At 34.6% G+C, this 22542-nt stretch carries 16 protein-coding genes; 8 read left to right on the forward strand and 8 right to left on the reverse strand.

The genetic code is table 11. From position 1 onward, the window contains the following. The first annotated feature begins 28 nt into the window (after positions 1-28). Complete coding sequence (locus tag NH26_RS16710) at positions 29-877, forward strand: helix-turn-helix domain-containing protein (protein ID WP_044219726.1); 849 nt, start codon at positions 29-31, stop codon at positions 875-877. Here NH26_RS16710 and NH26_RS16715 read toward each other — a convergent pair. The 3 genes from NH26_RS16715 to NH26_RS16725 form a co-directional block, all read right to left on the reverse strand. Further along, positions 866-1693 carry an alpha/beta fold hydrolase gene (locus tag NH26_RS16715; protein WP_044219728.1) on the reverse strand — a complete coding sequence of 276 codons (828 nt, stop codon included), beginning with the start codon at positions 1691-1693 and terminating at the stop codon, positions 866-868. The two genes, NH26_RS16710 and NH26_RS16715, sit on opposite strands and share 12 nt — an antisense overlap. A 57-nt stretch (positions 1694-1750) precedes the next feature. After that, a complete protein-coding gene (locus tag NH26_RS16720) occupies positions 1751-2185 on the reverse strand; it encodes a hypothetical protein (RefSeq protein ID WP_044219732.1) in 435 nt (144 codons plus the stop codon). Positions 2186-2371: 186 nt separating this feature from the next. Beyond that, positions 2372-4360 carry a T9SS type A sorting domain-containing protein gene (locus tag NH26_RS16725; RefSeq protein ID WP_044219735.1) on the reverse strand — a complete coding sequence of 663 codons (1989 nt, stop codon included), beginning with the start codon at positions 4358-4360 and terminating at the stop codon, positions 2372-2374. A gap of 288 nt (positions 4361-4648) precedes the next feature. On the opposite strand from NH26_RS16725, the gene NH26_RS16730 reads away from it, so the two are divergent. The 3 genes from NH26_RS16730 to NH26_RS16740 all read left to right on the forward strand — a co-directional run bounded on the left by NH26_RS16730 (position 4649) and on the right by NH26_RS16740 (position 8388). Further along, a complete protein-coding gene (locus tag NH26_RS16730) occupies positions 4649-5683 on the forward strand; it encodes a glycoside hydrolase family 130 protein (protein ID WP_044219738.1) in 1035 nt (344 codons plus the stop codon). Between the two features lie 204 nt (positions 5684-5887). Next, the gene (locus NH26_RS16735; RefSeq protein ID WP_044220286.1) at positions 5888-7501 is read left to right on the forward strand and encodes a sodium:solute symporter; all 1614 of its coding nucleotides are present in this window, start codon (positions 5888-5890) and stop codon (positions 7499-7501) included. Positions 7502-7518: 17 nt separating this feature from the next. Further along, positions 7519-8388, forward strand: a complete 870-nt coding sequence (locus NH26_RS16740; protein ID WP_044219741.1) for an AraC family transcriptional regulator — start codon at positions 7519-7521, stop codon at positions 8386-8388. Between the two features lie 94 nt (positions 8389-8482). On the opposite strand, the gene NH26_RS16745 is transcribed toward NH26_RS16740, so the two are convergent. Both NH26_RS16745 and NH26_RS16750 read right to left on the reverse strand, forming a co-directional pair. Continuing rightward, entirely contained in the window at positions 8483-8941 is a 459-nt protein-coding gene (locus NH26_RS16745) for a DinB family protein (RefSeq protein ID WP_044219744.1), read from the reverse strand. Positions 8942-9191: 250 nt separating this feature from the next. After that, positions 9192-9815, reverse strand: a complete 624-nt coding sequence (locus NH26_RS16750) for a TetR/AcrR family transcriptional regulator (protein WP_044219746.1) — start codon at positions 9813-9815, stop codon at positions 9192-9194. 82 nt (positions 9816-9897) lie between these two features. Between NH26_RS16750 and NH26_RS16755 the strand changes: the two genes are divergently transcribed. Then, entirely contained in the window at positions 9898-10308 is a 411-nt protein-coding gene (locus NH26_RS16755; RefSeq protein ID WP_044219748.1) for a DUF3995 domain-containing protein, read from the forward strand. A 277-nt stretch (positions 10309-10585) separates the two neighbouring features. Here the strand turns inward: NH26_RS16755 and NH26_RS16760 are convergent, their stop codons facing one another. Together NH26_RS16760 and NH26_RS16765 are read right to left on the reverse strand one after the other, a co-directional pair. Then, the gene (locus tag NH26_RS16760) at positions 10586-11860 is read right to left on the reverse strand and encodes a glycoside hydrolase 5 family protein (RefSeq protein ID WP_044219751.1); all 1275 of its coding nucleotides are present in this window, start codon (positions 11858-11860) and stop codon (positions 10586-10588) included. 16 nt (positions 11861-11876) lie between these two features. Further along, positions 11877-13442, reverse strand: a complete 1566-nt coding sequence (locus NH26_RS16765; RefSeq protein ID WP_052431834.1) for a hypothetical protein — start codon at positions 13440-13442, stop codon at positions 11877-11879. Between the two features lie 472 nt (positions 13443-13914). Here NH26_RS16765 and NH26_RS16770 point away from each other — a divergent pair, with 472 nt between their 5' ends. The 3 genes from NH26_RS16770 to NH26_RS16780 all read left to right on the forward strand — a co-directional run bounded on the left by NH26_RS16770 (position 13915) and on the right by NH26_RS16780 (position 20430). After that, positions 13915-16962, forward strand: coding sequence for a SusC/RagA family TonB-linked outer membrane protein (locus tag NH26_RS16770; protein ID WP_044219754.1), 3048 nt, complete (start codon positions 13915-13917; stop codon positions 16960-16962). Between the two features lie 9 nt (positions 16963-16971). Beyond that, on the forward strand, positions 16972-18489 hold the full coding sequence (locus tag NH26_RS16775; RefSeq protein WP_052431835.1) for a RagB/SusD family nutrient uptake outer membrane protein: 1518 nt from the start codon (positions 16972-16974) through the stop codon (positions 18487-18489). A gap of 66 nt (positions 18490-18555) precedes the next feature. After that, positions 18556-20430, forward strand: a complete 1875-nt coding sequence (locus NH26_RS16780; RefSeq protein ID WP_139263131.1) for a hypothetical protein — start codon at positions 18556-18558, stop codon at positions 20428-20430. 216 nt (positions 20431-20646) lie between these two features. Here the strand turns inward: NH26_RS16780 and NH26_RS16785 are convergent, their stop codons facing one another. Beyond that, positions 20647-22380, reverse strand: a complete 1734-nt coding sequence (locus tag NH26_RS16785; RefSeq protein ID WP_044219760.1) for an arylsulfatase — start codon at positions 22378-22380, stop codon at positions 20647-20649. Between the last annotated feature and the right edge of the window lie 162 nt (positions 22381-22542).

Here is a 22542-nt window from a genome sequence, read left to right on the forward strand (position 1 = left end):
CCCTCTTTTTTTTATCTAATGTTTTGCTATGAGTTTTGAACTTCATCATTTTGAATTAAACGGAAAAGACCTTGTAGGGACTGCTAAATTTAAAGCCCCTTTTAAAGCCAATTCTACATTGGTAGATGAAGCCCGTTTTGTGAAAATAATCAATGGGAAAACCAATTTATTTGTTCCTGATAATCAGATCAAGCTACAAACAGGAGATTGCTTTTTAATGAAGTGCGACAATTTTGTCAATGTATGGGAAGCGAATGAAAATGAAGAAAAGTCTCAAGTATTTGTAGCTCATTTATCGTTAGAACACATCAAATCGATATATGAAGAAGGAGTGCCTGATATCTTTAAACAGCAGCAAAGTAAAGATATGAAGGCGGCCTTACAGATAGAAAATAACCAATTATTAGATATTTTTATCAGCTCTATGATGTTTTATTTCGATCATAAAGAGATGATGACTGAGGAAGTGCTCAAATTAAAAATGAGAGAGTTAATACACATTTTAGTGTCTTCTGATACTACAGGGAAAGTAAAAATGATGTTGCATCAACTTTTTCAAACCAAAGAATATGATTTTAAAGAAGTGATTCATGCACACCTATACGAAGATTTAAGCATACAAGATCTAGCTTTCTTTACTGGTTTGAGTTTATCCACCTTTAAAAGAAAATTCAAGACAGTATTTGATACGAGCCCTAATCAATATATTAAATCAAAACGCTTGATCAAAGCAGAAAATTTACTGAGAGTTACAGATCAAAGAATCTCAGATGTTGCTTACGATTGTGGTTTTAATGATATAGGATACTTTTCTAAATTATTTAAATCAGAATACAATATCTCACCTTCCGATTTCAGAAAATCATTAACGATTTAGAATTTCTTTTGCTGCTATTGAAGGGTTCTCTAAAGGAAGTAAATGTCCATAATCTGAGATTTCTACTAAGCTTACATTTGGGTTTAAGGATTTCCAATAGTTTCTTACTTTCTCAGATAAGAAGAGCGAAGGTTTTCCGCCAATAATTTTTAAAGGCACCTTTACATTTTTGATAATTTGATCTAGGTTGACTGGAAGTCCATAATTCAACATTTCCCATTCAGCAGGAAATACTAATTCAGAATTACTATTTAAACTGCGTTGAGCCAATAAAAATAACTTTTGATCATCCATCCTTTTATATCCTTGGTTTTCTCTCAAGTATTCGTAAAACGAAAGAGTATCTTCCCACTTTTCTTTTTTACCTAATGTAGCGATCATAGGTTTCATCTTTTTCTTTAGCCAAAGAGGGATTGGGTGAAATACCGTTTTTATTAATTTTGATACTGAAGCTGGTTCTATCAAAATTAATTCTTTAAATAATTCAGGACGTTTTTGATACGCTAAAAGGGTGGCTGTAGCACCTTGTGAGTGTGCAATACCTACAATTGGTTCATTATATTGTTGTTCAATAAAAGCAATCAAATCATCAGCATATACTTGCCATTTTACCTGTTTTTTGGGTGTAGGTATATCGTCCCAACAAGCACGAAATAAAAGGCTTTTTAATGCAAATTTCTGCCCTAATTCATTCAGTAATTCTTCGTAAACATGAGAGGGAAAGCCATTAGCTCCATAAAAGTGAGCAGGTGTACCTTCAGAAGAAATATCAAAAAAAGAAGCAGACTGATGATTTAGAGTTGTTTTTTGTAACATAATGAAGTTGAAAAAATTGAAGTAATATTGTGTTGTTGTTTGTTATATATCAAAAAGTTAACCAAAACGGATATGCATACTTAGTACCATTTTTTGGTGTACATTATTACCTTTTTCTTTAGCAGGAGTCCATTTATTTGCTGTTAATGCTAGAAAATCATTTATACTCTTTGCAGTTATACCAATATTGGTGCATAAATTTCTGACGTTTCCATCTTTATCAATTATAAAAGTGATATAAATTTTATTATTTAAGTTATGTTTTAATTCTGGAACATATTGTAATGTTTTAACTACAGCTTTGTAAAATTTACCCGAACCACCTTCATAAGAAGCAGGTTCTTCTGTAATTTCAAAAACAGGCTCTCCATCTAAAGAATCTAGATTACAGGGCAGTCCTTCATTTTGGAAATTTATAATTCCTTTGTCATAAATATCTTGACTAAAGGAATAGAAAGGTAGGAGGAGAGTAATATAGATGAGGAGTTTCATATATTTTAGTTGTTATTCATCTACAAATTAACGATAAAATATATTTGATTCAGAAAGTATTAGAAGCTTAGGTAAATTATTTAGGGTAAGGAATATTTTTCTTAAAAGTTTAGCATTTTAAAATCATGTTCATAACTAAAATACCCTTTAAGGGAAGAAGTATCGATTCCCTTAAAGGATAAATTTTTATTGTTTAATAAATAGTTTCTGATCCTCGAAAGAATCAGAAACTATTTTAAAAACATACATTCCACTGGGAAATACATCTAGATTAATGTTGCTATGTTGTTCTAAACTAGCTTGTGTCATCACTTTTCCATTTAAATCATAAATGGAAAACCATGCATTAGTGGGGTTAAAAACATCATCAATTTTATAGTTTATAGTAGACTTTGCTGGGTTTGGATAGAGGTGCCAACCTACTGTCTTTAAATTATCTTCAACTCCAGTAATATCTCCTCTTTTGTTTTCTAGATAGATGAAAACATCTTCATTAGCAGAAATGTCTTTTAGTTCGATATAAAATTTACCTGAAGCACTTGCCGATACATCCACCTCTTCTTTCAGTTCATAAGTGTAGGCGTTGTATACATAGAAAGTATAATCGTTTTCTGGTAAGCCGTCAATTTGTAAAGTGATATTTCTAAGATTAGAACCGTTTCCTTCTACAAATACATAGGCATGTCGATTTCTAATGATCATACCTTTCGCATTTAGGTCTTCACTGTTTACAAAGCTAAGATCAGCTCGTTCGCTGTCAGTATTGGTTGTCATCTTTTTGGTAAACTCAGAAAGGAATTCGAATTTATCGTAAGCATTCCAAACTTCGTAGTTTTCCCACCACCAAGTCATAGGAATAATCGATGTCTTTTCGAACATGCCCAACCACATTGTTTTTTGTAGATCTTTAACCCATTTGCCCTCATCATTATTATTAGGAGGCAGATAGTCCAATCCCATTTCACCTACTACATAGGGCTTTTTATGTGTATTAGTCATGTTAGTAATGACTTGTGACATATTATCAACAGCACCATAAATATGAGATTGAATCATATCCAACTCATTAACATCAAATAGTCCGTTTATTTGATTGTGACTAATACTTGTTGTAACGATGTGGTTATGATAATCTATCGATTTTAAGTAGTCACCCATAATGCTATGCCATTCAACCACATCAGCAGGGTTCACGTTTTGTCCAGAATAGATGATAGTGTTATCCACTTCATTAAAAAACTCAATAGCAGCGACAGAAGTGCTGTATCCCCAACGAGCAACAAAATACCTTAGTCTATTTTTATATAGTCTTCTAGCTTCTTCGAAAGTGAAGAAATCATTAGGGTTTACACATCCCGCCAAATCTTTATATGGATGAACATTCCAGAAATTATTTCCCCAACCGTCGTTATTATTTACCCAAAGTGCACCATGGAAATCCATAGCCAACATTAAATACATATCGTTCTTTTCTGCCTCATTAATCATATATTCGATGCGTTCAAGACCTTCTGGGTGGTAACCTACGCCGTCGTAATCATTGTAACGATCCGAAGTTGGTTTACTCCATTCAATTGGTAAGTTCCAAGGAGCGTTTACCCAAGTTCTTATAAAATTAATATCATGATCTGCCAATAAATCGAACCAGTATTCGTAAGTGTATTTAGGGTTTTCGCTATTTCTAGCTTCCCAGGCCATGTTTAGACCAAAACCTCTAAATCCAGACCCGTTATCAAATACTAGATTGTTAAAGTTGTTATTTACAGTGTGTAAAAAACCAAGACCTTCACTATCTGATGCAGTGAAAGTTTGTTCTTCTGATGTTGCATTTTGATCACCAGTAATTACTTTAATAGTGAATGAATAACTACCTTCTGATTTTGGTGCTATTCTAAGACCCCATTCAGAAACATCTCCCTCTACTCCTTGATAAAAAAGAGGGTAATCTATAGTAGTTCCATCAGGCAATTTGATGTTTGCACTTATATCGATGTCTTGAGGATCGTAAGGATTAGTATACTCCGCCTTTACCTTAATAATAGATTCGAATTTGTCGAAAGTACTTAAAGATGTGGTGTTGTTAGTAATCTCAATAATCTCAGGTTGAATTGTGGACGCTGTTAATGTAAAGTGAATTACAAAAAATAATAAAGTAAATAGTTTAGTAAACTTCATATATCATACTATTATTTAAATTAAAGATGTGTAAATGTAGAGCTATCAAAAAAAATCTACTACTACATTTATGTTACAACATGATACTATTTTGAATATTGTCGAAATTCATATCAAATTTAGATACTATTTAGAATACTTAGACTCTTTGATATTAAAATAAATTCAAAAAAGTATCACAATTGAGTCTTATCCTATAAGAATGCATCAGATAACCCCTCTACATTTGTATCATGTTGTTGTCAATCATATTTATTTAATGTAAAAGCTCTAAACTTGTATGAAATTATGAAGCTTAAAAAATTTGAGGGGAATCCAATTTTATCTCCACATGAAACCAATAAATGGGAAAACCTAGTTGTTTGTAATCCAGGTGCTTGGTATGAAGATGGGACATTCTATATGATGTATCGAGCGGCCGGAGACGATTTTGATCATAAAATCCATTTTGGATTGGCAGAAAGTAAAGATGGTTTTAGCTTTAATAGAGTACAAGATCAACCTGTATTTTCTCCTTCAGAAGATGGACCTGATTCAGGTTGTGTAGAAGACCCAAGAATTGTAAAATTTGGAGATACTTACTATATCACTTATGCCTATAGAGCTTTCCCTCCTGGTCAGTACTGGAAATACAGTTATGATGCTGTGGTGGCTCCAGAAATGGACGAATTTCACCCAGAGTTACTTAGAAAAAATATAGCAAACACAGGCTTAGCTATTTCAAAAGACCTTAAGACATTCCGCAGAGTGGGTCGTATTACCAAACCAGAGTTAGACGACCGCGATGTGATTATTTTCCCAGAACAAATCAATGGAAAGTACTATATGTTACACCGTCCAAAAGAATGGATAGGAACAGAGTATGGTACAGAATATCCAGCAATTTGGATCCAATCGTCTGACGATATGGTGAACTGGAAACATGAATCTGATTTATTACTTAAAGGTGAAGAATGGTGGGAAGTAAAAGTGGGTGGTAACACTCCTCCAATTAAAACCAAAGAAGGTTGGGTAATGCTTTACCACGGTGTAGATAAAGACAATTGTTATCGTGTAGGTGCTTGTCTACTAGACTTAGAAGATCCAACAAAGATTCTGTATAGAACGAAAGACTTCATTATGGAACCAGAAGAAGAGTGGGAGAAAAGTGGTCTATACAAGTGGGGAGTAGTCTTCCCAACAGGAAATGTATTAGTTGACGATACCCTGTATATCTATTATGGCGGTAGCGATCAATATTGTGGTGTAGCGACTTGTAACATCGATGAACTTGTTGAGTTTATCAAAGACAATACTAAGGTTTCTCCTTTAGTGTTAAGTTAATAATGTAATAAGGCCCTAAACTTTGGGGCCTTATCATTTATTTGATAGTATCTGAACAATACTATTCAATTGACTTGTTAAGTTTATATTTTTGAAATGAATTTCTGAGAACTACCGCAATAGTTATCTATTGGAGCTTTTGCTGATTTTTTGATTTGTACTCAGAAAAGGTGAATTAATTAAAGAACAATTATGGACTTCCAAATGAGCAACATCGATTTAGTCTTTGTTGTAATCTACATACTTGCCATTTTATTATGGGCATTTAAGAATGCCAATAACTCCGACTCTGAATCGTATTTTTTAGCGGGAAGGAATATGTCTTGGAAAGCAGTAGGCTTATCGTTATTTGCCGCTTCTGTTTCCTCTACAACATTAATCGGACAATCGGCCGAAGGTTTTAAGACAGGTTTAGCGGTCTATAATTACCAATGGATTTCCATTTTGGTAATGATCTTTTTCGCAACTTTTTTTCTACCATTTTATATCAAATCGGGAGTATATACAATGCCCGAGTTCTTAGAAAAAAGGTACGATAAACGACCAAAGACTTTCTTTTCGATTATCACGATTATAGGAAACGTATTCTTAGACGCTGCAGCAGCGTTATACTCAGGAGCACTAATTATTCGTTTGATATTTCCTGAAGCAGATTTATCAACTATCATTTATATAATGGCCATAATTGCTGGTTCGTATACCATTTTTGGAGGCTTATCTTCAGCAATTAATGCAGAATTAGTACAAGCAGTTATCCTTATTATAGGTTCGGTGATTCTATCGTATTTGTGTTTTGCAGAAATCGGAGGATGGGAAGTTTTAATGGACCGTTTTAATGAAGGAATGTGGTTACATTTAGTCCGACCAATGGATGATGCCACCACCCCTTGGCTCGGAATTATTTTGGGTATTCCTGTATTAGGTTTTTATTTTTGGGGAAACAACCAAGTTATGGTACAAAGAGTACTGTCTGCTAAGTCTATTGAAGACGGTAGAAAGGGAGTATTGTTTGTTGGTTTCCTGTATATATTCACTCTATTTATCTTTATTTTTCCCGGTTTATGTGCTCGTTTGATGGATCTATTTGACGTCCAAGTACCAATTTCGATGTTTGGAAATGAGGTAACAGAAATTGTGGATGTCAATGAAATCTACCCTCGTTTAATTATGAACTTGATGCCGATAGGTTTAATGGGAATCATAATGGCAGCAATGATATCTGCACTTACATCTACTTTATCTGCATCAATTAATTCAGCATCAACTTTATTAACGATGGACTTTTACTCTAATGCTTTTCCAGATACTTCAAAGGAAAGGTTAGTAAGAGTAGGACAAATAATCTCAGTTATTATTCTGATTATTGCTTCTATTTGGGCACCAAATATTCAGAAGTTCGGATCATTAGTGGATTATTATCAAGAAATGGCTTCTTATTTAGCACCTCCAATTGTCACGATTTTCTTCTTAGGATTATTCTGGAAAAGAGCGAATGCTAACGGTGCTTTTGCTACATTATTAGTGGGAGCAATAATGGCTGTTTTATTATTGATATTTAAAAATCAAACATTTTTGGCTGATGTACATTTCTTATTGATGGTTCCAATTTTAGTATCAATGAGTGTATTGGTTTGTGTTGTAGCATCATTAATTACGGCAAAACCGTCGTCTGCACAGCTTGAAGGAAACTTATGGAGTATCGAAATTTGGCACCAAGAAACCAAAGAGTTGGAGAATGTAAAATGGTTCCATAATTTTAGAGTACAAGCAATAATATTGGCTATATTAGCTATTCTTTCTTTTATCATATTCCTCTAGACTAAACATTACATACAATGAAGGTATTTCCAGAAATAACACCAGTAAGTGATGAAAATCTATTCGTTTTGCAACATCATCATAATGCCGACTTCGATTATCCAATACACTTGCACGACGATTTTGAGCTGACTTTGGTGGAAGGTTGTAATGGTAGAAGGATTGTAGGGAATTCTGTAGAAAATTTCGAACAAGAAGATCTCGTTTTCCTTGGACCAAATATCCAACATAAATGGATGAAAGAAGAAGGTTCTACAGATAAACCTTGTGTAACGACCATACAATTTAGACGAAGTATTTTTTCAGATTCACTTTTAAAGAAAAACGAGTTTGAAAGCATTAAAGGACTATTTTCTAATTCTGGCAATGGAGTAGTCTTTGAAGGAACGGATCGTTACAGAATAAAATTGATTTTAAAGGATTTAGTTAAAAGTTCTGGATTTGAAAGAGTATTATTATTTTTCAATTTGTTACATCAATTAGGGATCAGCTTAGAAACTAGATCTTTAGCATCTGATGGTTTTATTGGGGTACATCCTCAAGAAACAAGTAGAAGAATTAATAAGGTTCTTGAATTTATTTTTGATAATTACCACCGTTCAATTGATGTACAGGAGGCTGCTCTTTTAATTAGTATGAGTGATTCTGCTTTTAGTCATTTCTTTAAGAAGAGAACAGGTAAAAGTTTTATCAAATTTGTAAATGATATTCGATTAGGAAAAGCAGCATTTTTCTTGATCAACTCCAATAAAAATATAGCAGAAATATGTTACGAGTGTGGTTTTAATAACCTTTCGAACTTTAATAGACAGTTTAAAAAATTTAAAGGAGTTACTCCTTCTGATTTTAGAAAATCGTTAGCAGATTTAAAGTCTGTTGAGGCTTAAATAATATTTTAAGCGAGGACTTTTATTTCTCTATTACATAGACCAAATTCGTACAATAAAGATAAAAAAGAGGGGTTTAAACCCCTCTTTTCTTTTATAAAAACTTCTTTATCGATAGCATTACTCCCAAATGAATTCCTTCATGAAAAGTAGTGAAAACTAAAGCATCATTAAGGTTTGAAATGGTAAAACCTGTTTTTGTTTGTCTCTCATGATATTCTTTAAAAATACCATCTTTAAGATCTTTTTCCAGCTGATCTAAAGTACTAAACAATAGCTTTTTTATTTCCTCCACCTCTTCTTGAGTGGCTTTTCCATCAGGTACAGATCCAACGGTATATTTATCAATTAGTTCTTTGCTTACATGAACAGGTAAATCAGACGATTTATAAATGAGACCTTCTTGAGCTACAATCACATGCCCGATATTCCAAATCAAGTTATTTCTAAATCCATCAGGAATTCTATTCAACTGTTCTAGAGAATAACCATCAATAAATTTAGCTAAGATATGATGATTGGTTCTTAAGTTTTTTAAGATAGCTTGTTCCATAGTTGTTTTGATTTAAGTTGGTGTTTTTTAGATTATTTAGATTGATTTTATCACTAGTTAATAAAAAGGAATTGAAATGAAAAGAGCAAGCCACTTAGTTAAATGAAAATTCACCCAATAGAAAACTAATAGCAATCATTGAAGTAGGAAAAACCAACGGAGAATGGAGTAAACTAGAGACTAAGTTGAATTATAAAAGGTACCAAAGTAATGCGATTCGGGCCTAGGCAGAAGTCTGAGCCTAATATAATCACAATACCTGCTCATTAAACATCCTTTTATAATGTACTCTCCCTTCCTCCGTTAAATAAGGATAAACACTTTGACTAATTACTAACGAATAATCATCAATTGCTTTTTTAGATAGTGTTTTACTCTGAATAAGAATAGAGGAAAACCAAAAATTGCTAATCACCTCAATACGTTTATATACACTTTGATATTCACCTTTAAGTTCTTCTTTTCTGAATAACCCATGATCAATAAGCATATCTATCATCTCCAAGAACGAATCTTTTCTATGCTTTGATAATTCAGAGTAGTGATTCTTTATTTTATCATGTTGCCTAATGATGGATATAAAGTCTAAAAAGAAAAAACGATAATCGTAAAAAATAGTGATGCTCTCTGATCCAATGTTGATGAATGACTTCAGAATGTCATCCGTTTTTAGGGCTGTAATATTGTCTAATTTATCCACTAATTCAAAATAGAGTAGTTCTACAATATCTTCTCTTTTTTTAAAATGATATTGAAGGTTACCTACACTAATATCTGCTTGTTTAGCTATATCTCTTAATGAAGCTTTTGATATCCCATTTTCATTAAAGAGTACCAAAGAATGTTGTATAATTTTTTGTTTAGTGTTGTTCATCTTTCAAATATAAACAAAGTAGTACACTTGTACTAATCAAAATAATTTAGTACACTTGTACTATAATTAAATTACTCTTATAATGATACTATCTATTTCTCTTTTTGTTATTTTTATTATCCTTAGTGGTTTTCATTTCTATTGGTTATTTGGAGGTGAATGGGGAGTTGAAAATGTAATCCCAACCAATACTGATAATGAAACAAGTCTCTCAACTCCTAAATTGGCAACGTTAATAGTAGCATTAGGATTGGGGACATTTGGCTTGATGTACCTATTAAAATCTGGATTGGTTGAATTCGAAATTCCTCATTGGTTATATTATGGCTATTGGATCATCCCTTCAATTTTTATTTTGAGAGGAATAGGAGAGTTTAAATATGTTGGTTTCTTCAAGAAAGTCAAGGATACAAAATTTGCAAAATCAGATACACAATTTTTCACCCCGCTTTGTTTTATTATTGGTGTTTTGGGGGTATTGATACAATTTTAGGTTTAAGGTATTATCTGATCTTGAACTATTGTTAGACGGAAGTTGAGCAGAGTAGTAACGAATTCTGTATTGATGGGAGGGTAATTGTTTCATATGATCTGTATATAAAATAACCATTGGTTGCTTATACAGCATTCCTTCGTATTAAGGATGTTCAAATAGGATGATACTTTTTTGTAGAGACGTTTATAAAAACACTTTTTTTGAGTTTAGTAATAACGCCTCTACAATTTTATTGAATCTTATAAACATGAAGTTATCAAGGGATAACCCCGGACTATTTTCCTACCTTCTTATTATTCTTTTTAATCACTTTCAAAGTAGATTTATCTGTCTCATATACAGAATACCAACCTTGATATTCATGAGGAGGATCACCGATTAAGTCATCTCCAGTTTTCCATACAGAATGCGGCGTACTTGGTCTGCCTTCACCTCCCCAAGCCCAGAAATTACAACCAACAAAAGTGTTATCTCCTTTTTCTATAGCCTGAACAAGTTCTCCAAAAATAATATTGAAATATTGATCTCGAATCGTTACACTACTCTGATCGCTATGATCATTTTGATCTCTAGAAATACCAAATTCTTCCAATACAATAGGCTTGTTTAATTTGTTACCCACTTCGATATGTTGTTGGATATATTTCTTTGCTTTTGCAACGGCTTCATCAAACGTGCCTTCCACATTATTAGGATCATACCAACCCCAATTTTGAACCCAAATATGGAAGGTCATGTAATCGATGTTTTCTGAGAGGTGATCTTTTTCGAAGTCAGTTCCTGCATTTTCACTTGGAGTGTATCCTTCGGATCCTGTCGTAACCAAGTGTTTATTATCTAATGATTTGATATAAGCCGCTGTCGTATTAATCCATTCAACTAATTGATTTCCTCTTAAAATATTCTCAGGTTCATTGGCCAATTGCCAAGCCATAATTGTAGGATCATCTGTGTAATTTGCTTTAGTAATAGAGTTCGTTCTCGTAATAATTTTCTCTATTGCTTTTTGATAGAGTACTTGAGCATCCTTGTTTTCATAAAACTGACTCGCATATTTTCCATACGTATGCCAATCGCCATTTTCTGCTGGTGGAGGGAATGGAATTGTACCACCTTTGGTCCATTTAATATACTGTGAAAACCCTCCCGACCAAGGCCAGAAATTATTTAAACAGACAACCGCTTTCATGTCTCTTTTTTGCATTTCCACTAGTAGAAAATCCAAACCATTAAGTAGTTCCTCGTTAAATTCTCCGGGTGCAGTTTGCAAAGCAGGTTGCATACACCAAGGCGTATCTTTATCTCCTTCCGATAATGCCATGATGCGTAAGTTCTTTACCCCAATTTTTTGTAATCGATTCAATTCTCTAATCAATCTAGGTTGATCGAAGGCTCCTAAGTTCATTCCATACCAAAAGTTGGTACCAATATACTGATAGGGTTGATTGTTGATGACTAATTTTCCATCAGCTACTTTTACAAATTCATCTTGAGCAAAGCACTGAAGTGATAATAATATACTAATACAAACTGTGAGTAATTTCTTCATGTCTTTTCAGGATTTATTATAAGCTACTTAGAATGGTTACGGAACGTGCAGGAAGCGAAACTACTCCGCCTTTTCTTAGAACAAGATCTGTACTTTTTAATTCAGGTCTTCCCATTTCTTTATTCAGTTTATAATCATTTGCAGTATATTGTAATTGCTTTAGATCTACCGATTTTTGAATTGGAGCAGAAACAGCTACATTTCTAAGGGTGTCAGAATTGTTCACCATCAAAATACTATAGTCGTCTTTAAGAGTTCCTGCAGTGATTCTTATACCATCAGGAAGTTGGGTATCCATTTTATGAATATTCGTTCCTTTAGGGAAATACTTACACAGCCAAGACCAAGGATAGAACCAAGGACGAATATTTTCATCTTCAGGTCGATCAATTAATTCTGTTCCTAAGATGTTCCAGCATCCCCATCTTTTTAATTGGTTTATTTTACCTAAATCGTCTTTTGTATGCATAGCATCATCAAGATCCCAAGCAATCATTCCTTGTGCACCGGCATTCATTAATTGTACCACTGCATCAGCCATGTCCACGCCGTACTGATAGGTATAAACAGCCATCTGAGAATCATAAATAGAAGCATAACCATCTTTTTTAGCAGCTTCCACATTCAATTCTTGGTACTTAGAATCCCATTCATCTTTAATTCCAATCTCACCCACAAAGAAGCGTTTTCCTGTTTTGTTTACTGCAGGCATGTCCATTAGCATGTGCATCGATTCAGCGACTTTACCGTTTCTTGTATTATCTGTTCCTAAGTAAGTATGAATTTCGTAGGCACCTACAATGGTATCAATATCAGTTATGGTTTTTGTAATCCAGTCTTCTCCGGTATAATCAAATCCTTTCTTTGTATACTGAGGTACCGTTCCAGGACCGGTAATATTAAGGTATTTATCCAATCCTCTCTTCTCAAATTCTTTCTGAAGAGCAATCACCCCTTGTTTCCATTCTTCATAATCACCATTGGTGGATGCCCAATCCCCATTAGGTTCGTTAATATGGTTATAGAATTTGATACAAGTATATCCTTTTTCTAGAATAAGATGTTCTACATATTGTCCAATCAAACTGATCCATTGTGGATCGTATGCATTTTCGAAGCGATTTTCTTTTGCATTCTTTGTGTGTAAGTCATGCACATGAAAAGGTGTTCCCCATTCGCCAAAAACAACGTCTACGTTTCGAGTCTGACAGTAATCCAAGACCTTGTACAAGGTTTTCAATTCTGGATTATCTAAATCAAAAATAGGTTGTCCTTTTTGATCTCTTCCTTTATAATATCTCCAATTGGCTTGGTCCAACACCCTCATAGTTTGAGGCTGCATATAATCTAATCGATCATAAATTGTATCCCATTTTGCAGGTGTAATTAAGTCGCCCCATTCGGAGTTCGGTCCATCAGCATGCGGATAAGCCGCCCACTGAATACCATTACCAATAAAATTTTTACTAATGTATTTGTCGGCTTCAATTTTAGCGAAGTATTGATGTTGTTTTTCTTCCTGACAAGATAAAAAAGTAGTCGTTATAATTCCAGAAAGAAATACCTTAGTTAATAGTTTCATTTAGTTCTATAAAGTTATCTTATTATAAAAAAATCATCTCAAAAATAAAGACCTACAATGTTATTGTCACATAGTTGTAATTCTTTAATATGATGCAATATCTTTATCAAATAATTAAAGTTATAATTTACTTCAAAAAAGTATAATACATGAACAGAAATGTATTATTCAAAATTTCAATCGGCTAAATGAAAATGATTAAACTTCTGACTATTTACATTAATTAATAAATAAAGTAATGCTTAAGTGATTGTAATTGAGTTTTTTAAGGTGTTTTTGACAACTTGATAGAAACTCGAAATACAGTAATTCTTTTTTTTTGACTTCCATAAATCATGATACATTATTATTCAATGATTGTACTTTTATGAATGTGGCTTTTCGAAAAGTGTATTCTCAACTATTATTGCTTTTGTATTGACGACAACAACAGAATTTTTTTATTAGAACAATTTATTTACTAATTAATGAAATGAAAGGCATACTCTATTCAAGACAAAAACTAAAAGTGGTTCTGTCTATCATTCTGACTTTTTATTCTCTTACATCATTTGCACAAGATAGAGTGATAAAAGGAACGGTGAGTGCAGGGAATGAGCAATTAATTGGGGCGAACGTTTTAATTAAAGGTACATCTATCGGTACTTTAACCGATTTTGAAGGGAAGTTTAAGTTAACTGTCCCTGAAGATGCGACCACATTAGTTTTCTCTTACATCGGATTTTTATCTCAGGAAATTGAGATTGGAACACAATCTACAATTGATGTTAACCTATCTGAAGATTCAGAACAGTTAGACGAGGTTGTGGTAGTTGGTTATGGTACCATGAAGAAAAGTGACTTAACAGGTGCTGTTAACACTGTGAAGATGGATGATATACCTCAAAGACCAGCCACATCGGTAGAACAATTATTACAAGGACAAGCAGCTGGTTTGCAAATAACCAACTCATCTGGACAGCCCGGAAGTGATGTTTCTGTAAAACTTAGGGGGGTAAGTTCTCTTTTAGGGGAAAGTAGTCCTTTATTAGTAGTTGACGGATTTCCTATAGGTAGTGCAGGTAATCTAAAACAAATTAACCCGAATGATATTAAATCGATAGAAGTACTAAAAGATGCTTCTGCATCTGCTATTTACGGATCGAGAGGTGCAAACGGGGTAATCATGATTACTACTAAAAAAGGTAGCGGAGGTCAAATGAAGATCGATTTTAACTCAAGAGTTTCATTGGCGACACCCCCTAACGAATTTAATGTGATCAAAGATCCAGCCCAATATGCAACTATTCATAACGAAGGTAGAACAAATGCAGGTTTACAGCCATTTTATGTAGGGGAAACTTTCCAAGGTACTTATTATCCTTCTGTACAGGAAATAACGAGTGGAGCTTGGGGTACTTCTACAGATTGGCCGGGTGTAGTCTATAGAAATGCTTTAGCACAGGATCATAATTTGTCAGCTAGTGGTGGAAGTGAGAATACTAAATACTATTTCTCTTTAGGGTACCTTGGTCAAGAAGGGATTAACATCGGCGATGATTATAAAAGATATAACATGCGTGTTTCTTTGGATCAGAAGATTTTGAGAAACTTAATGGCAGGGGTAAATGTAATTTACAATCACACCGATCAAAATTCTGTAAATGCAGGTGGTGTTAATCGTTCTCCAGTCTTTCCAGTTTACGATGATAATGGATCATACTTCTTTATTGGGGGGCAAGATTTCTACCATCCAATGGTATGGGCAAATGAGGTGGTTAACAATAACAAAGGACACGATTTCATTTCAAATATGTACTTGAGTTTAAAGATCATGAACGATTTGGAATTGAAAACAACCATGAACATCAAGTCAGGTAATGGAATTACAGATCATTACGAGCCAATTGGAAAAACATGGCAAGGGGCAGAATCAGTTGGTTATGGTTATATCTCGAATTATAACGACTTGGATTTATTAAGCGAAACATATCTTACTTATAGTAAAACCATCAACCAAAAACACAGAATTAGTGCAATGGCTGGCTGGAGTGCTCAGAAATATACAGTAAGAACAAGTCAACTTACAGGTAAAGGTTTCGTAAACGATAATCTTGTTAACCAAGACTTAAATTCAGCTGAAAATAAAGATATTGTTAATTCTCTTTCTTCTAATTTATTGCTATCGGGTATTGGTCGTTTAAATTATGTTTATGATGATAAATACTTAATTACAGGTACAATTAGAGCGGATGGTTCTTCTAAATTTGGTAAGAACGAGAAGTGGGGTTACTTCCCATCGGTGGCTGTAGGTTGGAATGTACAAAACGAGGAATTCTTGAAGAGCTCAGATGTGGTGTCACAATTAAAAGTGAGACTATCTTGGGGTCAGGCGGGTAACCAAGGTCTTCCTGCTTATAGAGTCGATGAAAGATATGGTACAGGTCGTTACCCTAACCCAACAGCAGATGGTACGTTTACAACAGGATTCGGACCTGGTGTGTATTCTTACTCTCCTGATGGTATTTATAAAATTTGGGAAGGAATGGCTAACCAAGATTTAAAATGGGAAACAACTACAACAGCGAACTTAGGTGTAGATCTCGGATTGTTTAAATCTAAAGTCATGCTGACTGCTGAAGTATACCATAAGTACACTACAGACCTATTAAGGAGAGAGCAAATTGCACCTAGTTCAGGTTACGATATGATGTGGGTGAATGATGGTGAAATCAAAAACACAGGTGTGGAATTAAGCTTGGATTATTCTGTTATCGAATCGAAAGATTGGGATTGGAGTGTGAAAGGTATGATTTCGAAAAATAGAAATGAAGTAGTTAATATCGGAAATACTGATGGATTTGATTGGTACGGAGGTACAGTAGAAAAATTCAGAACTCCAATTACAGTATTAATGCCTGGACAACCACTAGGAGCTTTCTACGGCTATAAAACAGACGGTATTATTCAAACTTTTGAAGAAGGTTTGGAAGCAGGTTTAACAGGGTCAAGAGCAAGACCAGGTGAAATCAAATATGTTGATTTGAATGGTGATGGTGTGGTAGACGCCAATGATAGAACAATAATCGGCGATCCGAACCCAACATTTATCTATAGCTTCAGTACGAAACTAAGATATAAGAAATTAGACTTTTCAATTCTATTTACTGGAGTTCAAGGCAATCAAGTATACAACAATACAAAGTTTGATGGAGCAGCATTGTTAAATCGATGGACACCTGATAACCCGACCAACGATTATCCAAGTTTAAATGAAGCAAGAGCCTATGAAGCTTCAGATTATTGGATCGAGGATGGTTCTTATTTAAGAATTTCAAATATCAACCTTGGATATAACTTCAGTAGTAATAATATCAAATGGCTAGATAGATTGAGAGTGTATACTTCTATCGATAACCCAGTGGTTTTCTCTGATTTCCAGTACGGTTATGATCCAGAAGTAGGCGGAGATGGTATACATTGGGGGAACTACCCAATGCCAACTACATACTCGTTAGGTCTTAATGTAACTTTTAACTAGTAGAGTGAAATGAAATCAACGATCAAAAATATATTATTAACAGCTGCAGCAGTTTTCGCTTTATCAGCCTGTAGCCTTGATGTGGACCCTTACGGCTTCTTATCCGGCGATAACTTCTATAAAACACCTTCTGATGCAGAGTCGGCTTTAGCGTATACCTATTCAGTAAATTCAGATATTGAATACTATTCGAGACACTTAATTATTGCAACTGAGGTGCCTACAGAAACGCTAACAATTAAGCCTGATGCAGGGGCAGATCAACATGCGTTGGACCGATTGGAAATACTGAATAACAATACAATCGTAGAAGATATGTGGCGTTATCCATACTTGGCCATTAACCGTGCAAACGCAGTGATTCTGAATGTTCCAAATACTCCAGATATGGATGAAACAAGAAAGTCTGAAATTGTAGGTGAAGCTAAATTCTTAAGAGCGTTGCATTACTTTAACTTGGTAAGATTTTTTGGTGATGTGATAATTAGAGATCAACAAGTATCTACAATAGATCAGGTAAATAAAGGAGTTTCTCCAATGGAAGATGTTTATGCATTCTTATTAGAAGATCTCCTCGATGCTGAAACACGTTTATCTACAGAAAGAGTGTATGGTAGAGCGAATAAAGTAGCTACATGGGCATTGTTATCTAAAGTATACTTACAAATGGCTTCAGCTAAAAATACAGGTGTAGAAGGTTATGAATGGGTGTCAAATGCAGAATCAAACTACACTCAAGCAGCCAACTATGCCAAGAAAGTATTGCAAGATCAATCAACATATACTTTCGAAGAAGACCTATTGGAAACTTGGAATGTAGATACTCGAATTGCTGCAAAAGAACACATTTTTGTAGCAGCCACTGACCGTAATGGTTTATTAGAGGGTGAATATACAAAATTACCAATGTTATTTATGCCTTGGGCTGATGGTGCAGAACAGGTGGTTTTACCAAACGGAACTACTATTCCAGGTGGTGGATGGGAACACCTTTGGGTTGAAGATGATTTTGTTGCAAATTACGATGCTAATGATCGTAGAGGTAGCTTAGAAATGATTGTCGATAAAGTAACCGTTCCAGGTGCTGGTGATGAAGGAGCAGATAAAGAACTTTTTTATCCTGGTGGAGGTCTACAAGCCACTTTCCCAACCAAGTTCTTGGACCCTAATATGATCGGTCAACAAGCCACTTGTGATACACCTATCTTAAGATATACAGACATTATGATGGTGTATGCAGAAGCCATTGGTCCTAATGCGGAAACCTATGCTTTAATGGATCAAATTAGAAATAGAGCTGGTTTATCTCCTCTAGCTGGAGGGATGGGATTACAAGAGTTTAGAGAGTACATTCTAGATGAAAGAGGTAAGGAGTTGGCATTCGAAGGTCAAAGATTATTTGATTTGAGAAGAACAAAAAGCATGGAATCGGTGCTTGGAGGCCAATACGGTAAACCAATGTCATCAGGAGTATATTACTTCGATATTCCATTGATTGAGGTCGATACAAATCCTGAAGTAAACTAATTCAAGTAATAAAAAATTATGGTTATCAACGCTCCCCTATAAAGGGAAGTATAAAGTAACAAGCATATGAAAAAAATTATAAACTTCGTTCTATTCTTGGGTTTAATAGGGGTGATGTCTTGTCAGCCTAAAGATCCAAACGAATTACTTACAAGCGAAAGAGCAATTATTTCTTATTTCATTGATGGTATTCAGATCGGCCCTGCAGAAATTAATAGAACGCCCGTCGAAAGTGATTTTACCATTTATGTAATTGATGGTATGGACTTAACAAGTGTTACTCCACAAATCGAGATTTCTTTAGGAGCATCGATCTTTCCCGCTTCTGGAGAAGCAGTTGATTTATCATCTGGAGAATACACTTACAAAGTGACTTCGGCCACTGGAGAAGTAAGAGATTGGGTATTAAATGTACAGTCATTCGATAACAAAATTCAAGGAAAATGGAAAGTAGGTAAACCTATGGAATTCCACTACTTTATTGGAGAAGGTGAAAGCTGGGGCTGGGAAGGTGTTAAAGATCTAGAATGGACGCTTCCAGGAGCAGGTGCAGCAACTGACAACGAATTAGAATTTATGACTGTTGGTGTGGATGAAGTAGGAAATCTTTATGGTACGGGTAGTTATACTTCGGGTGCTGATGGTACTTTTGAAACTTTTGTTTTGGAAAATGGGTGCCTAGGTTCAGATGTTGATTATTCCCCTTATTATGGCAGAATGCCTCAAGGTGATTTTAATTGGGTATTAGATCTTACAAACAATACCATCATTTTAAATCAAGAAGAGAAAACAGAAACTACTTTACCAATCGAATGGATCAACACAGAAGACTATTCTGTTTTTGAATTAGCATTCTCTCCTGAAGCACATGACTTAGGATGGCAAGATTGTAACTACAATGAGTTAGAATTAAATTTTGGCAAAAGAGTTTGGTATACAATCATCAGAGATGGTGCTTCAATTCCTGATGATGGGGAAGAAGAAGAAACGGATCCAATCATTCCAGAATATGCTCCTATTTCTTTAAATGGTGATTGGGGAATAGAAGATATCGGTTTCTGGCCAGGTGGAGACGCAGGTGTTTGTGATGATTTCGATAATATCATGAGATTCAGCAACGAAGCTTTTGACACAGAAACAGGTATCCTATCTGGTGATTTCGAATACTTAGCTGGTGCTGATGGTAATCTAACAAATGGAAACGGTACAGATTGGGTAGTCTTCCCAGAAAGTGGAAAATTCGAATTGAAAATACTTCAAAACCCTAATGATACGGAGAGTAGAGAATTTTGGACAATTAAATTTATCGCTACAGATGGATCAGTATTAGAAGTACCAAATGCAGTAGAAGGTGGTGGAGCTGATCAGATCACTTTAAAATTCAACGGAGGTAATGCAGGCGGAATAGAGCAAGAAGCTCATTGGTATAAATTCGTTAGAAACTTTGTAGGAGCTAATCCGTGTGATGGAGAAACACCTGTCGACCCTGAAGAGCCAGATCCTAACGGTATTTTCCCTGAAGGAACTTGGAGTGCTAGAGAAGGAATTATGATCAACAATTATTATTGGAATAGTGATTCAGATAATGGTCACATTCGTTATGGAGATTCCGAAGCTGCCGATAATGATGTAATTACTTTTACATCAGTAGAACAAAATGGTGATGTTTATACAGGTAATATTCGTGTAGACTATGGAGATGATGGAACGTTTGATCTAGGAGAGTATACGATTAAATCGGGTACTTTTACTTATACTGTAACAGGTGAAGAATGGGGAGCCCCGATAGGTAATTTAGTAATTAATACGAAAGAAGGAGAAACAATTACTTACTTTAAAACGAATTTATGGAATAGCAAAGGCGACTTTGATTTCCAAATTAAATTCAATATTGATGAAGTAGGAGAGGTGTATTACAGGATGACAGATAAATCGATGTAATATAATTATATATGAAGGCACTACTCGATATATCAAGTAGTGCCTTCATTTTTCTAAACTAAAACAATAATATTTACTAGAATATTGGGATCAGATATACAGTTAACCCAAGTACATTCCAATAAAAAGTATCATTTAGTAGGTAGGTTATTTCATTATTCAGAAATGAGATAACCTTTTTGATTTAGAGGAGTATTTGAGAGACGGTGTAATTTCTCAATCACTTGCAGCCTTAAAAGCATTCCAAGCTTCATCGACTTGTACCAATTGATGTTCTTTTTCGTAGCCTTTATAGAGGCTCAACATGTCTTTATATCGATCAGGCATTTCCTTTTCCAAAGGTTTACTTTCAGATGGATCTTTTACGACATCATATAAATGCCACTCACCATCTCCGAACATCCCTTTTCTTACCTTTATCAATTTATAATTTCCTTTCATGATATAAGCATTTCCGAATAATTCGAAGGCATACCATTGGTTATCATTACGTACGATATCAGATTCACCATCTAAGAAAGGACGAGCACTTATACCACTTGGAGCCTGTACTGTCTTTCCTTTATAATTACTTCCAGGATGTTGGATACCGGCATAATCTAGGATGGTCATCGGAAGGTCTTTCACAGACATTACAGCATTAGACAATTCACCAGCACGCTTATAATTTTCTTTTGTTGCTCCTGGAGGAACAATAATCATAGGTACTCTAACACCTCCTTCACCAATAAACCATTTCCACCAAGATAGACCACCTGTGGCAGCATTTGCCCATGCAGTACCTATATAATTACTAGAGTTAGCAGTACCAATTGCTTCGAAAGAAGTATCATAATTTTTAGCTATCCACTCGCCGAATACTTCATTACCAGTATTAGGGTTTTCAGCTTCCATACCTTCTGGACCATTATCAGAAAGGTAAACAATCATTGTATTTTCTAATTGTCCTGATGATTTTAAATAATCAAGCAATTGACCAATTCTATTGTCTTGATCTTCTATTTCTGCTGCATATGTTGCAAAAACTTTAGCTTGATATTTTTTTTCATCATCAGAAAGCTGATCCCATTTTTTGACTAAACTATTTTCTGAAGCTGGGGCAGCACTATGAGAAATTAAACCTTTTTCTTTAAGTCTTTCGTATCTAAATTGTTTTAATCCTTCATATCCATGTTTTAGATAAAACTCATAATGTTTTTCTACTAATTCAGGAGGTGCTTGAATAGGAAAGTGAGCTGTAGTAAAAGCCATCCATGAGAACCAAGGTTTGCCTTCCTTGTGTGCCTCTTTAATAAAAGAAAGCATTTGATTGGTATAAAGTTCTCCAGAATACACACCATTAGGGCGATCATATTTTTCACCATTGAGTGTCCAATGTTCTTCGAATTTTTTATTCATAAAATCCGGATCAGAAAAAATGGGTGTCATACGTAAATTATTCCAGTGGTTAGACCCTCCCGAAAGAATACCAAACTCTTTGGTAAACCCCCAATGCATAGGTCCGTAACCTCCAGCTTCTTCTCCTCCAAGATGCCATTTTCCCACTTTAAAAACCTCGTAGCCTTGGTCGTTAAATAATTGAGACATCGTGACGGCATTATCTGTAAGGTACCCTTCATAGCCAGGTTTTCCTTTGGAGGCAGGGTAAAAGGAATAATCAAAAGATCCTAATCCAATTTCAATATTATTACACCCTGTCATGAGCATAGAACGTGTCACAGAACAAACGGGCGAAGCATGGAAATTAGTAAATCGGACCCCCGATTCTGCTAGGCGATTAAAATTAGGAGTATTGATTTCAGAGCCATATACTCCAAGATCACCAAATGCAATATCATCTCCTATGAGTAATAAGATATTAGGTTTTACATCTGCGCCTTTTTTTTCATTTGATGGTGATGAACAACTGAATAGTATCACCAAAAGTAATAGACTGCTATAGTATTTCATTGTTATAGTTTTGGGTTGATAAATTAAAATAGTCATTCTATAACTGTAATCTGATAAGAGGTTGAATTATGAGTAAATGTTCACTTTTAAATCCTTTTAATTCTTGAAATAAAAAAAAGAGTTGATCACTGATCAACTCCTTAATACCTTAATCTTAACAAA

It is taken from the genome of Flammeovirga pacifica, from assembly GCF_000807855.2.
Taxonomy (GTDB): Bacteria; Bacteroidota; Bacteroidia; order Cytophagales; family Flammeovirgaceae; genus Flammeovirga; species Flammeovirga pacifica.